The organism is Shigella sp. FC1544 (assembly GCF_001722145.1).
Taxonomy (GTDB): domain Bacteria; phylum Pseudomonadota; class Gammaproteobacteria; order Enterobacterales; family Enterobacteriaceae; genus Escherichia; species Escherichia coli.
On record NZ_MECT01000016.1, the window covers coordinates 1 to 13,187 of the forward strand.

Here is a 13,187-nt window from a genome sequence, read left to right on the forward strand (position 1 = left end):
TTTCTGGTGCGTACCGGGCTGAGAGGCGGTGTAAGTGAACTGTAGTTGCCATGTTTTACGGCAATGAGAGCAGAGATAGCGCTGATGTCCGGCAGTGCTTTTGCCGTTACGCACCACGCCTTCAGTAGCGGAGCAGGAAGGACATCTGATGGAAATGGAAGCCACGCAAGCACCTTAAAATCACCATCATACACTAAATCAGTAAGTTGGCAGCATTACCAGCGCAGCGTAATGCCTTCATTGGCGAGATCGCTTGCCATCACGGTATAAATAACAATACCGGGCAGGGTCGTGAGTGCCGAAATAAGGGTATAAGGCCAGAAGGCGATGGTGGTTAATCCGTAAGCGTAATTTTGAATATTGTAAGGAAACAACGGGATTAAGCGGGTCAGAATAAGAAAATCAATACCGTTACGCGCAATGCCTTTTTCAATGGCCTGGAAGGTATGGCTATGGCCCACGTATTTCAGCAGTAAATCACGTCCCAGCCACCGCGCCAGCAGGAATGAGCACGAGGAGGCCAGCGTGGCGGCAATTAATGAGAGTAGTGTCCCTAAGAGCGGGCCAAAAACTATTCCTCCAGCGATCACCAGTATGCTTCCTGGTAACAGAAAGAGGGTGGCAATGATGAATAACAGAATATAGAGGCTATAACCGAACAATCCGCTCTGGCGAATGAGTGTCTGTAAGTGGGGTAAATCGGTGAGCAGATCGAATAAACCGAAAGCGTGGATAGCGTAAATGACCAGCGCAAAAATAAGACAGGCGAAAAGAAATTTACGCTCAGCATTCATCGTGGAGTTTCCTATATCAAACTTGATAATAGAGAAGTGGTCAGACAACTAAAAACGCAGTGACGGTATAACAAAGGACGGCAGGCAACAAATCATTACTGACAGTTTGTTGATTTTTCTCAAGGTTAATTCTCCTGACCCAGTTTGAGCCAGGAGAGCTGCTAAATTAGCGGCGGAAGGTCGCCCAGACGGGGGCGTGATCGGACGGTTTTTCCATGCTGCGAATTTCATAGTCGATGCCGGTTTCTACGCAACATTCTGCCAGCGGTTGGCTGGCGAGCAGCAGGTCGATGCGCAGACCACGGTTATCGTCAAAACCTTTTGAGCGGTAATCAAACCATGAGAAACGATCTGCTGTTTGCGGATTAGCATGGCGGAAGGTATCGACCAACCCCCAGCTCATCAGCCTGTCCATCCATTCGCGCTCTTCCGGCAGGAAAGAGCATTTACCGGTACGCAGCCAGCGCTTACGGTTTTCTTCGCCAATGCCGATATCCAGATCTGTAGGGCTGATATTCATATCGCCCATAATCAGTACCGGATTATCACGTTTGAGTTCGGTTTCCAGGTAGTTTTGCAGATTCTGATAAAACTGCGCTTTTGCCGGGAATTTTATCGGATGGTCGCGGCTTTCACCCTGCGGGAAGTAACCGTTGATCACGGTGACATTACCCAGCAGTGAGGGGATTTCCGCCATAATAATCCGCCGCTGCGCCTCTTCGTCGTCACCGGGAAAGCCGCGACGCACGGCAATCGGCGTCTCTTTGGTCAGCAGCGCCACGCCATAATGGCCTTTCTGCCCGTGATAAAACACGTTGTAGCCGAGCTTCGCCACCTCTTCGAGCGGAAACATATCGTCATGAACTTTTGTCTCCTGCAGGCCAATCACATCCGGTTGGTGTTTTTCGACGATGGCTTCAAGCTGGTGAGGTCTGGCGCGCAGGCCGTTGATATTAAAAGAGACAAATTTCATAGTCGCTGCCATTTATTCAGATAAAGAGTGCGTGGATGGTAGCAGAATTTCGCGTTGCTTACCGCCTGTTGTTAAGTGATTTGATCGATGGTTGTTAATGATGTCAACGATGGCGCAAAAAATGCCCGCTTTTGGTGCGCGCTGCGTCAGAATGGCGCAGTAATTTCCAGTAAATTTCGTCAATGATCACAATTCCAGAATTATATTTTACTTCTGCATAACATTGCGTTTTTTATTCTTTTTATTCACCCACATCGCAAACGTATTCACTTTATATGCACTTTAAATGCATATGGTTTGGTTATAACTCCTTGATTTCCAGTTAGCCTCCGCCGTTTATGCACTTTTATCACTGGCTGGCACGAACCCTGCAATCTACATTTACAGCGCAAACATTACTTATTGTCAACATATAAATAACGAATTATTTACTGTAGAGGTCGCTATGTCTCAGCCAATTACGCGTGAAAACTTTGATGAATGGATGATACCTGTTTACGCTCCGGCACCCTTTATACCGGTACGTGGCGAAGGTTCGCGCTTGTGGGATCAGCAGGGGAAAGAGTATATCGACTTCGCGGGTGGCATTGCGGTGAACGCGCTAGGCCATGCGCATCCGGAACTGCGTGAAGCGCTGAACGAACAGGCGAGTAAGTTCTGGCATACCGGCAACGGTTACACCAACGAGCCGGTACTGCGACTGGCGAAAAAATTGATCGACGCCACGTTTGCCGATCGCGTCTTCTTTTGTAACTCCGGTGCGGAAGCCAACGAAGCGGCGCTAAAACTGGCGCGTAAATTCGCTCACGACCGCTACGGCAGCCATAAGAGCGGTATCATGGCGTTTAAAAATGCGTTTCATGGTCGCACGCTGTTTACTGTCAGTGCGGGTGGGCAGCCAGCCTATTCACAGGATTTTGCGCCACTGCCACCAGATATCCGTCATGCTGCATATAACGATATTAACTCTGCCAGCGCGCTGATTGACGACGCCACCTGTGCGGTGATTGTCGAACCCATTCAGGGGGAAGGCGGTGTGGTGCCAGCCAGCAACGCGTTTTTACAAGGTCTGCGTGAATTGTGTGACCGCCACAATGCGCTGTTGATTTTTGATGAAGTACAAACCGGCGTCGGGCGCACCGGGGAACTGTATGCCTATATGCACTACGGCGTGACACCTGATCTGTTAACTACCGCCAAAGCGCTGGGCGGCGATTTCCCGGTCGGTGCGTTGTTAACAACCGAAGAGTGCGCCAGCGTGATGACCGTTGGCACTCATGGCACCACCTATGGCGGCAATCCGCTGGCCTCGGCGGTGGCGGGCAAAGTGCTGGAGCTCATCAACACACCAGAGATGCTTAATGGCGTTAAACAGCGTCACGACTGGTTTGTTGAGCGTCTTAATACCATTAATCACCGCTACGGTTTGTTCAGTGAAGTTCGCGGCTTAGGTTTGTTGATTGGCTGTGTACTGAATGCCGATTACGCCGGACAAGCGAAACAGATCTCTCAGGAGGCGGCGAAAGCAGGCGTTATGGTACTGATTGCGGGTGGCAACGTGGTGCGTTTTGCGCCTGCGCTCAATGTCAGCGAAGAAGAGGTGACGACCGGACTGGATCGCTTTGCAGCTGCTTGCGAACACTTTGTTAGCCGAGGTTCATCATGATGGTCATCCGTCCCGTTGAGCGCTCAGATGTCTCGACGCTGATGCAGCTTGCCAGCAAAACGGGCGGCGGCCTGACGTCGCTTCCCGCTAATGAAGCCACGCTTTCCGCGCGTATCGAAAGGGCAATCAAAACCTGGCAAGGCGAACTGCCCAAAAGCGAGCAGGGCTATGTGTTCGTGCTGGAAGATAGCGAGACAGGCACCGTGGCGGGGATTTGCGCCATTGAGGTGGCGGTTGGGCTGAACGATCCCTGGCACAACTATCGGGTCGGCACGTTGGTTCACGCCTCAAAAGAGCTGAATGTCTATAACGCATTGCCGACGCTGTTTCTTAGTAACGATCACACCGGCAGCAGCGAGCTGTGCACGCTGTTTCTCGACCCGGACTGGCGCAAAGAGGGCAACGGCTATTTGCTGTCGAAATCGCGCTTTATGTTTATGGCGGCTTTTCGCGACAAGTTTAATGACAAAGTGGTTGCTGAAATGCGCGGGGTGATTGACGAACACGGCTATTCACCGTTCTGGCAAAGCCTCGGTAAACGCTTCTTTTCGATGGATTTTAGCCGCGCCGATTTTCTCTGCGGCACCGGGCAAAAGGCATTTATTGCAGAACTGATGCCGAAACATCCGATCTATACCCACTTTTTATCCCAGGAAGCCCAGGACGTCATCGGTCAGGTACATCCGCAAACCGCGCCTGCCCGCGCGGTGCTGGAGAAAGAAGGTTTTCGTTACCGCAACTATATCGACATCTTCGACGGCGGGCCAACGCTTGAGTGTGACATCGACCGCGTGCGCGCCATCCGTAAAAGTCGGCTGGTGGAAGTGGCAGAAGGGCAGCCTGCGCAGGGCGATTTTCCGGCCTGCCTGGTCGCCAATGAAAATTATCACCATTTCCGCGTGGTGCTGGCGCGTACCGATCCGGCAACCGAGCGTTTGATTTTAACCGCCGCACAACTGGATGCCCTCAAATGCCACGCAGGGGATCGCGTTCGTCTGGTGCGCCTGTGCGCAGTGGAGAAAACAGCATGACTTTATGGATTAACGGTGACTGGATAACGGGCCAGGGCGCATCGCGTGTGAAGCGTAATCCGGTATCGGGCGAGGTGTTATGGCAAGGCAATGATGCCGATGCCGCTCAGGTCGAACAGGCTTGTCGGGCAGCCCGTGCGGCGTTTCCGCGCTGGGCGCGGCTCTCATTGGCTGAACGTCAGGTCGTTGTCGAACGCTTTGCCGGATTGCTGGAAAGCAATAAAGCCGAATTAACCGCGATTATTGCCAGAGAAACGGGTAAGCCGCGCTGGGAAGCGGCAACATCAATAAAATCGCGATATCAATTAAGGCGTATCACGTTCGTACCGGCGAGCAGCGTAGTGAAATGCCGGACGGTGCGGCGAGCCTGCGACATCGCCCGCACGGCGTGCTGGCGGTGTTTGGGCCGTATAATTTCCCTGGTCATTTGCCGAACGGACATATCGTTCCGGCATTGCTGGCAGGTAACACCATTATCTTTAAACCCAGCGAACTGACACCGTGGAGTGGCGAAGCGGTAATGCGTTTATGGCAGCAGGCTGGCTTGCCGCCGGGCGTGCTGAACCTGGTGCAGGGCGGGCGTGAAACGGGTCAGGCGCTGAGTGCGCTGGAGGATCTCGACGGTTTGCTGTTTACCGGTCGCGCCAATACCGGCTACCAGCTGCATCGCCAGCTCTCCGGTCAGCCGGAGAAAATTCTCGCCCTTGAGATGGGCGGTAATAATCCGCTAATTATCGATGAGGTGGCGGATATCGACGCGGCTGTCCATCTGACCATTCAGTCGGCGTTTGTCACAGCCGGGCAACGCTGCACCTGCGCCCGCCGTTTATTGCTCAAAAGCGGAGCGCAGGGCGATGCGTTTCTTGCTCGTCTGGTTGCCGTCAGCCAGCGATTAACGCCGGGCAACTGGGATGACGAACCGCAGCCGTTTATTGGCGGGCTGATTTCTGAACAGGCCGCACAGCAGGTGGTTACTGCCTGGCAGCAACTGGAAGCGATGGGCGGACGAACCCTGCTTGCGCCGCGCTTATTACAATCATAGACATCGTTGCTGACGCCGGGGATCATTGAAATGACAGGCGTTGCTGGCGTACCAGATGAAGAGGTGTTCGGACCGTTATTGCGCGTCTGGCGTTATGATTCTTTCGAGGAAGCGATTCTAATGGCGAATAACACTCGCTTCGGACTCTCTTGCGGTCTGGTTTCCCCCGAGCGGGAAAAATTCGATCAACTGTTGCTGGAGGCGCGGGCGGGGATTGTTAACTGGAACAAACCGCTTACTGGTGCTGCCAGTACCGCGCCATTCGGCGGCATTGGTGCATCCGGTAACCATCGCCCCAGCGCCTGGTATGCCGCAGATTACTGCACATGGCCTATGGCGAGCCTGGAGTCGGACTTGTTAACTTTGCCCGCAACGCTTAACCCCGGGCTGGATTTTTCCGATGAGGTGGTGCGATGAACGCCTGGGAAGTTAATTTCGACGGGCTGGTAGGGCTGACGCATCATTACGCTGGCCTGTCGTTTGGTAATGAAGCCTCTACCCGTCACCGTTTTCAGGTGTCTAACCCGCGACTGGCGGCGAAACAGGGCTTACTGAAAATGAAAACCCTTGCCGATGCGGGATTCCCCCAGGCCGTGATCCCGCCGCACGAGCGTCCGTTTATTCCGGTGCTGCGTCAGTTGGGATTCAGTGGTAGCGATGAGCAGGTACTGGAAAAAGTTGCACGCCAGGCACCGCACTGGCTTTCCAGCGTCAGCTCCGCTTCGCCAATGTGGGTAGCCAATGCGGCAACGATCGCGCCATCTGCCGATACGCTGGATGGCAAAGTGCATCTCACCGTTGCCAACCTGAACAATAAATTTCACCGTTCGCTGGAAGCGCCCGTCACTGAATCGCTGTTAAAAGCTATTTTTAACGACGAAGAGAAATTTAGCGTCCATTCGGCGTTGCCGCAGGTAGCGTTGCTCGGTGATGAGGGGGCGGCAAACCACAATCGTCTCGGCGGTCATTACGGTGAGCCGGGTATGCAACTTTTTGTCTACGGGCGAGAAGAAGGCAATGATACCCGGCCTTCCCGTTATCCGGCGCGACAGACTCGCGAAGCCAGCGAGGCGGTGGCAAGGCTTAATCAGGTGAATCCCCAACAGGTGATTTTCGCCCAGCAAAACCCGGACGTTATCGACCAGGGTGTTTTTCATAATGACGTGATTGCCGTAAGTAACCGCCAGGTGCTGTTTTGCCACCAACAGGCGTTCGCTCGCCAGTCACAGTTACTGGCAAACCTGCGGGCGCGGGTGAACGGTTTTATGGCGATAGAAGTTCCGGCAACTCAGGTTTCCGTGTCGGATGCGGTGTCTACCTATCTGTTTAACAGCCAACTGTTGAGCCGCGATGATGGTTCCATGATGTTGGTGCTGCCTCAGGAGTGTCGGGAACACGCCGGAGTATGGGGTTATCTCAATGAACTCCTTGCCGCTGACAACCCGATTAGCGAACTAAAAGTCTTTGACTTACGTGAAAGCATGGCGAATGGCGGCGGCCCGGCGTGCCTGCGGTTGCGGGTGGTATTGACAGAAGAAGAACGCCGGGCGGTGAATCCGGCGGTGATGATGAACGATACCTTGTTTAATGCGCTCAATGACTGGGTGGATCGTTACTACCGCGATCGTCTTACTGCTGCCGATCTGGCCGACCCGCAATTGCTGCGCGAAGGGCGGGAAGCACTGGATGTATTGAGCCAATTACTGAATCTCGGTTCGGTTTATCCGTTCCAGCGCGAGGGAGGGGGCAATGGATAATTTTCTTGCTCTGACCTTAACGGGTAAAAAAACGGTTATCACCGAGCGAGAAATCAACGGCGTTCGCTGGCGCTGGCTGGGCGATGGTGTGCTGGAACTGACGCCATTAACGCCACCGCAAGGCGCGCTGGTGATTTCTGCGGGGATCCACGGTAATGAGACGGCACCTGTGGAAATGCTGGACGCGTTGCTTGGCGCGATATCTCACGGCGAGATCCCGTTACGTTGGCGGTTGCTGGTGATCCTCGGGAATCCTCCTGCGCTGAAGCAAGGGAAACGTTATTGCCATAGCGATATGAATCGAATGTTTGGCGGTCGTTGGCAGCTATTTGCTGAAAGCGGAGAAACCTGTCGGGCGCGCGAACTGGAACAGTGCCTGGAAGATTTTTATGACCAGGGCAAAGAATCTGTGCGCTGGCACCTTGATCTACATACCGCAATTCGTGGCTCCTTGCATCCGCAGTTCGGTGTATTACCGCAACGCGACATTCCCTGGGACGAGAAATTTCTGACGTGGCTGGGTGCGGCGGGGCTGGAGGCGCTGGTGTTCCATCAGGAACCTGGTGGTACGTTTACCCATTTCAGCGCCAGACATTTTGGCGCGCTGGCCTGTACGCTGGAACTTGGCAAAGCGTTGCCCTTTGGGCAAAACGATCTTCGCCAGTTTGCAGTAACTGCCAGCGCAATTGCTGCGCTGCTATCTGGTGAGAGTGTCGGTATCGTGAGAACACCGCCGCTCCGTTATCGGGTGGTTTCGCAAATTACTCGCCACTCGCCGTCCTTCGAAATGCATATGGCAAGTGACACGCTGAATTTTATGCCGTTTGAGAAAGGAACATTGCTGGCGCAGGACGGAGAGGAACGTTTTACCGTAACCCATGATGTAGAGTATGTGTTATTCCCTAATCCGTTGGTAGCGTTGGGATTACGCGCGGGATTAATGCTCGAAAAAATAAGCTAATACTTACCCGCAGAAATCATTCTGCGGGTATTAAGTTGCTTTCTTATAAATTAATACAGATTAATCCTGGTTATTTGCTTTATTTATCACCAGTCATCCGGTATAGTTCTTCATAATCTCTGCAAAATCATTGTGTTGTAATATTCTCTCATCACTCTCCATCAAATTTTCTTTTTTTCTCCATAATTGGCGCAAAAGTGTTTTTTACACTTTCATTGTTTTACCGTTGCTCTGATTAATTGACGCTAAAGTCAGTAAAGTTAATCTCGTCAACACGGCACGCTACTTAAGAAAGCCGTAATAAATAACTGAAAGGAAGGATATAGAATATGCGTAAATTAACTGCACTGTTTGTTGCCTCTACCCTGGCTCTTGGCGCGGCTAACCTGGCCCATGCCGCAGCACCGGCTGACGCGAAGCCGATGATGCACCACAAAGGCAAGTTCGGTCCGCATCAGGACATGATGTTCAAAGACCTGAACCTGACCGACGCGCAGAAACAGCAGATCCGCGAAATCATGAAAGGCCAGCGTGACCAGATGAAACGTCCGCCGCTGGAAGAACGCCGCGCAATGCATGACATCATTGTCAGCGATACCTTCGATAAAGCAAAAGCTGAAGCGCAGATCGCAAAAATGGAAGAACAGCGCAAAGCTAACATGCTGGCGCACATGGAAACCCAGAACAAAATTTACAACATCCTGACGCCGGAACAGAAAAAGCAATTTAATGCTAATTTTGAGAAGCGTCTGACAGAACGTCCAGCGGCAAAAGGTAAAATGCCTGCAACTGCTGAATAATCTTTCAGCCAAAAAACTTAAGACCGCCGGTCTTGTCCACTACCTTGCAGTAATGCGGTGGACAGGATCGGCGGTTTTCTTTTCTCTTCTCAAACAGTTGTAAAAAAAGCCTGATCACCACTAACGTAAATCACCCGAGTTGCCGATAACCATCCACGGTTACCTGAACGATAACAATGAAAAGAACGGGCCGGGAGCGAGTATGGAATACTTTGATATGCGTAAAATGTCGGTGAATCTGTGGCGAAATGCTGCCGGTGAAACGCGCGAAATTTGCACTTTCCCACCGGCAAAACGTGATTTTTACTGGCGTGCCAGCATTGCATCCATCGCGGCGAATGGAGAGTTTTCTTTGTTTCCCGGCATGGAAAGGATAGTGACGTTGCTGGAAGGCGGCGAGATGCTCCTTGAAAGCGCAGACCGCTTTAACCATACCTTAAAACCGTTACAGCCTTTTGCCTTTGCAGCGGACCAGGTGGTAAAAGCGAAACTGACGGAAGGGCAGATGTCGATGGATTTCAACATCATGACACGCCTGGATGTCTGTAAGGCGAAAGTCAGAATTGCCGAACGTACGTTTACTACCTTTGGCTCACGCGGCGGGGTGGTGTTTGTGATTAACGGGGCGTGGCAACTGGGCGATAAATTGCTCACTACCGACCAGGGCGCGTGCTGGTTCGATGGCAGGCACACCCTGCGGCTTTTACAACCGCAAGGTAAACTGTTGTTCAGTGAAATCAACTGGCTCGCTGGTCATTCGCCGGATCAAGTTCAGTAATTTCATAGTTACCGGAAAGCAGCGGCTTACAAAGAATTTTATAACCGTCGTGATCAAACCCGGCGGGTGTCCGAATTAACGTTGTCGCGTCTTCCAGCGAATTAACCGCCCCCAGCCACAGCCAGTTTTGAATAATATGATATTGAGTCATTTCCGGGTGCTGTTCTTTCAGCGCCACCGCCCCTTGCCAAGGCCAACACACCACCCGCAAACGCTCCAGAGACTGGCGCAAGCGTAGCGCATGTTCCTCATGGCTCTCTTTACCGCAGCATGCTCCGGCGCAACGTTTTAGCGCTGAACGAAAACATGCACGACCGCGACTTAACGGTTCCAGTCCCAGCAGGCCATAACAAAGTTTTTGTTCATCAGCGATGGTCTGCAATGCTTGCAAAGCTGCGCGCCTATTGGCAAACAGGCCAAACAGGTTGGGGGCTCGTGAAAAATCCACCTCTTTGGCATACACCACATCGACGCGCTTTTCATTTAATTGCAGGGCACAGAGCTGGCGATTGCGGCGCAACCGTTTATTAAACAGCGGCTGTTGTTCTTTGATTAATCGCGCTTCAAGGAGCAGAGCGCCGATTTCACCGGCGGTACATATCCAGCTGATCCGTCGGGATTGCCGTAGCATGGCGGCTTCATCCGGGGTACGTAAATGAGAAAGGACGCGGCTGCGGATGTTAACGCTTTTGCCGATATAGAGCGGCATGGTGTCACTTTCACCATGAAACAGATACACCCCTGGTCGGGTGGGTAAGTCATTAAGGAATGAACGTAAATGTTCGGGATATTCATAAATTGCCGCAGCTTCAAATTCGAGCCGCGGAGAAGTTAAACGCCGTACCACTGTTGACTCCGAATGCTGGTTATCTATCCAGTGTAACAGGCGGGAAGCGATTAAAAAAGAGGCGGGTCGATGACAAAGGTTACACCGTCTGACGTGCTACGCCTGTCAGGCCTATTCGACTCCTGCAATGTATTGAATTTGCATAGTTTTATAGGTCGAATAAGGCGTTCACGCCGCATCCGGCGTGAACAAATTACTCTTTTTCGCACAATCCAATATGTGCAAATTATTACTTTTTCCAGAAATCATCGAAAACGGTAATTGGCGGACGGCGTTTATGTTCGGTTTTCAGATACCAGTTCTCTATTGTTCTGGCGACCTGTTGAGGTACGTTTTTCCCTTCCAGATAGTCGTCGATATTGTCATAGGTCACGCCGAGTGCCACTTCATCTGGCAGAGAAGGGCGATCATCTTCCAGATCGGCCGTTGGCGCTTTCTTATAAAGGTGTTCCGGGCAAGCTAATGCCGCCAGTAACTGTTTACCCTGACGTTTGTTGAGACGATACAGCGGATTAATGTCCGTACCGCCGTCACCATATTTAGTGAAGAATCCGGTAATAGCTTCTGCTGCATGATCGGTGCCCACCACGACACCGCTGGTCATACCCGCAATGCTATATTGTGCTTTCATCCGCTCACGCGCTTTTTCATTGCCACGGACAAAATCGCTCAGTTCAATGCCCGCTTCGCGCAGCGCCTGTTCGCTGGCCAATACCGCGCCCTTGATATTAACGGTTAATACGCGATCCGGTTGAATAAAGGCAATGGCATCCTGGCAATCTTGTTCGTCGGCCTGAACACCATAGGGCAGGCGTACGGCAATAAATTGCAGAGATTCGTTGCCGGTCTCCTGGCGCAGCTCATTAATCGCCATCTGGCACAGCTTACCGGCAAGCGTGGAGTCCTGACCGCCGCTGATCCCGAGCACCAGTGATTTAATGAACGGATAAGTTTGCAGGTAGCTTTTCAGAAAATCGACACTACGACGAATTTCCTCTTCAGCATTAATCTGCGGTTTTGCGCCCAGCGCCTTTATTATTTGTTGTTGCAATGTCATTGAACCCCTCCAGACAGAAAAGACAAAACTTCCTTAAAGCTAACCCGTCGCTACTGAAACGACAAGCGACAGCGGGTTGAATGGTGGATAAAACGTCATACAGGAATCCTCTGAAAGCGGAGCCGTTTCGTTCACGGGCTTGAAAAAGCGCCCAATGTATTCCAGGCTTATCTAACACGCTGATAAACAAGAGGACGGAATATGAACAAGAATATGGCAGGAATTCTGAGTGCAGCGGCGGTATTAACCATGCTGGCGGGTTGTACGGCTTATGATCGTACCAAAGACCAGTTTGTACAGCCTGTGGTGAAAGACGTCAAAAAAGGCATGAGCCGGGCGCAGGTTGCACAAATTGCGGGTAAACCTTCGTCTGAAGTGAGCATGATCCATGCTCGTGGTACTTGCCAGACCTACATCCTGGGTCAACGTGATGGTAAAGCAGAAACCTACTTTGTCGCGTTAGATGATACTGGACATGTCATCAACTCCGGTTATCAGACCTGTGCTGAATACGACACTGATCCACAGGCTGCGAAGTAATCACTTCGTTTGAAAGCTTGAGTAACAACGGAAACCGGCCATTGCGCCGGTTTTTTTGGCCTGAGTTCTTAATTATCTTCGCGAATTATTTGCCCGAAATGTGAAGAGGGTCATAACCGCAGGTCAAGGAGAGACAATTTATAAGGTCAAAGAAATACTATTGCTCAGGTCTATACCGTATACTCCTTTCAGCCACAAAAAAAGTCATGTTGGTTTCGCAAGTTACCCAGAGCATGGAAGCAGGTTAAGGCTTGCGGAGTGTCTGGCTGACAGATAATCGTCGATGAGGGCAGTTTTATGGAAAAGAAACACATTTATCTGTTTTGTTCTGCGGGCATGTCTACCTCTTTACTGGTATCAAAAATGCGCGCACAGGCAGAAAAATATGAAGTTCCGGTCATTATTGAAGCATTTCCGGAAACACTGGCTGGTGAAAAAGGTCAGAATGCCGATGTCGTGTTATTAGGGCCGCAGATTGCTTATATGTTGCCCGAAATCCAGCGTTTGTTACCCAACAAACCGGTTGAAGTAATTGACTCGCTGCTTTATGGCAAAGTCGATGGTTTAGGCGTGCTTAAGGCTGCGGTTGCAGCGATTAAAAAAGCCGCAGCAAATTAATTTATTTTGGTAATGACTCCAACTTACTGATAGTGTTTTATGTTCAGATAATGCCCGATGACCTTGTCATGCAGCTCCACCGATTTTGAGAACGACAGTGACTTCCGTCCCAGCCTTGCCAGATGTTGTCTCAGATTCAGATTATGTCGCTCAATGCGCTGAGTGTAACGCTTGCTGATAACGTGCAGCTTTCCCTTCAGGCGTGATTCATACAGCGGCCAGCCATCCGTCATCCATACCACGACCTCAAAGGCCGACAGCAGGCTCAGAAGACGCTCCAGTGTGGCCAGAGTGCGTTCACCGAAGACGTGCGCCACAACCGT

General features: G+C 51.5%; 12 protein-coding genes and 3 pseudogenes. 9 read left to right on the forward strand and 6 right to left on the reverse strand.

Features of this window, described 5'->3' with window-relative positions:
* The 3 genes and pseudogenes from BGK49_RS24920 to xthA form a co-directional block, all read right to left on the reverse strand.
* The coding region (locus tag BGK49_RS24920) for an IS1 family transposase (protein ID WP_047664789.1) at window positions 1-165 on the reverse strand (165 nt) is incomplete at its 3' end.
* 53 nt (window positions 166-218) lie between these two features.
* Window positions 219-794: pseudogene (locus tag BGK49_RS01335) on the reverse strand (TVP38/TMEM64 family protein); the annotation flags it as partial.
* Between the two features lie 166 nt (window positions 795-960).
* Window positions 961-1,767, reverse strand: a complete 807-nt coding sequence (xthA, locus tag BGK49_RS01340; RefSeq protein WP_000673918.1) for an exodeoxyribonuclease III — start codon at window positions 1,765-1,767, stop codon at window positions 961-963.
* Between the two features lie 445 nt (window positions 1,768-2,212).
* On the opposite strand from xthA, the gene astC reads away from it, so the two are divergent.
* From astC to ves, 7 genes and pseudogenes are all read left to right on the forward strand, one after another.
* Window positions 2,213-3,433, forward strand: coding sequence for a succinylornithine/acetylornithine transaminase (gene astC, locus BGK49_RS01345; RefSeq protein WP_000081975.1), 1,221 nt, complete (start codon window positions 2,213-2,215; stop codon window positions 3,431-3,433).
* Complete coding sequence (gene astA, locus BGK49_RS01350) at window positions 3,430-4,464, forward strand: arginine N-succinyltransferase (RefSeq protein WP_000989446.1); 1,035 nt, start codon at window positions 3,430-3,432, stop codon at window positions 4,462-4,464. The genes astC and astA overlap by 4 nt, the downstream gene beginning before the upstream one ends.
* Window positions 4,461-5,923 (forward strand): annotated as a pseudogene (gene astD, locus BGK49_RS01355) (succinylglutamate-semialdehyde dehydrogenase). Before astA ends, astD begins: the two are co-directional and overlap by 4 nt.
* Window positions 5,920-7,263: an N-succinylarginine dihydrolase gene (gene astB / locus BGK49_RS01360; RefSeq protein WP_000994988.1), complete on the forward strand. Its 1,344-nt coding sequence runs from the start codon at window positions 5,920-5,922 to the stop codon at window positions 7,261-7,263. Before astD ends, astB begins: the two are co-directional and overlap by 4 nt.
* Entirely contained in the window at window positions 7,256-8,224 is a 969-nt protein-coding gene (astE, locus tag BGK49_RS01365; RefSeq protein WP_000368526.1) for a succinylglutamate desuccinylase, read from the forward strand. The genes astB and astE overlap by 8 nt, the downstream gene beginning before the upstream one ends.
* 329 nt (window positions 8,225-8,553) lie before the next feature.
* Window positions 8,554-9,024 carry an ATP-independent periplasmic protein-refolding chaperone Spy gene (spy, locus tag BGK49_RS01370; protein WP_001228966.1) on the forward strand — a complete coding sequence of 157 codons (471 nt, stop codon included), beginning with the start codon at window positions 8,554-8,556 and terminating at the stop codon, window positions 9,022-9,024.
* Between the two features lie 202 nt (window positions 9,025-9,226).
* The gene (ves, locus tag BGK49_RS01375; RefSeq protein WP_004983350.1) at window positions 9,227-9,802 is read left to right on the forward strand and encodes an environmental stress-induced protein Ves; all 576 of its coding nucleotides are present in this window, start codon (window positions 9,227-9,229) and stop codon (window positions 9,800-9,802) included.
* On the opposite strand, the gene cho is transcribed toward ves, so the two are convergent.
* Together cho and nadE are read right to left on the reverse strand one after the other, a co-directional pair.
* A complete protein-coding gene (gene cho, locus BGK49_RS01380; protein WP_000252396.1) occupies window positions 9,762-10,649 on the reverse strand; it encodes an excinuclease Cho in 888 nt (295 codons plus the stop codon). The two genes, ves and cho, sit on opposite strands and share 41 nt — an antisense overlap.
* Window positions 10,650-10,878: 229 nt before the next feature.
* Window positions 10,879-11,706 carry an ammonia-dependent NAD(+) synthetase gene (nadE, locus tag BGK49_RS01390; protein WP_000175034.1) on the reverse strand — a complete coding sequence of 276 codons (828 nt, stop codon included), beginning with the start codon at window positions 11,704-11,706 and terminating at the stop codon, window positions 10,879-10,881.
* 201 nt (window positions 11,707-11,907) lie between these two features.
* Here nadE and osmE point away from each other — a divergent pair, with 201 nt between their 5' ends.
* Both osmE and chbB read left to right on the forward strand, forming a co-directional pair.
* Window positions 11,908-12,246, forward strand: coding sequence for an osmotically-inducible lipoprotein OsmE (osmE, locus tag BGK49_RS01395; RefSeq protein WP_001039044.1), 339 nt, complete (start codon window positions 11,908-11,910; stop codon window positions 12,244-12,246).
* A gap of 297 nt (window positions 12,247-12,543) precedes the next feature.
* On the forward strand, window positions 12,544-12,864 hold the full coding sequence (gene chbB / locus BGK49_RS01400) for a PTS N,N'-diacetylchitobiose transporter subunit IIB (protein ID WP_000412169.1): 321 nt from the start codon (window positions 12,544-12,546) through the stop codon (window positions 12,862-12,864).
* A 23-nt stretch (window positions 12,865-12,887) separates the two neighbouring features.
* Here chbB and BGK49_RS01405 read toward each other — a convergent pair.
* Window positions 12,888-13,187, reverse strand: a pseudogene (locus BGK49_RS01405) (IS1-like element IS1X2 family transposase); the annotation flags it as partial.

Coding starts and splice junctions, on each gene's coding strand:
- astB (WP_000994988.1), top strand. CDS start 5,920: ATGAACGCCTGGGAAGTTAATTTCGACGGGCTGGTAGGGCTGACGCAT.
- nadE (WP_000175034.1), bottom strand. CDS start 11,706: ATGACATTGCAACAACAAATAATAAAGGCGCTGGGCGCAAAACCGCAG.
- astA (WP_000989446.1), top strand. CDS start 3,430: ATGATGGTCATCCGTCCCGTTGAGCGCTCAGATGTCTCGACGCTGATG.
- spy (WP_001228966.1), top strand. CDS start 8,554: ATGCGTAAATTAACTGCACTGTTTGTTGCCTCTACCCTGGCTCTTGGC.
- astE (WP_000368526.1), top strand. CDS start 7,256: ATGGATAATTTTCTTGCTCTGACCTTAACGGGTAAAAAAACGGTTATC.
- chbB (WP_000412169.1), top strand. CDS start 12,544: ATGGAAAAGAAACACATTTATCTGTTTTGTTCTGCGGGCATGTCTACC.
- osmE (WP_001039044.1), top strand. CDS start 11,908: ATGAACAAGAATATGGCAGGAATTCTGAGTGCAGCGGCGGTATTAACC.
- xthA (WP_000673918.1), bottom strand. CDS start 1,767: ATGAAATTTGTCTCTTTTAATATCAACGGCCTGCGCGCCAGACCTCAC.
- ves (WP_004983350.1), top strand. CDS start 9,227: ATGGAATACTTTGATATGCGTAAAATGTCGGTGAATCTGTGGCGAAAT.
- astC (WP_000081975.1), top strand. CDS start 2,213: ATGTCTCAGCCAATTACGCGTGAAAACTTTGATGAATGGATGATACCT.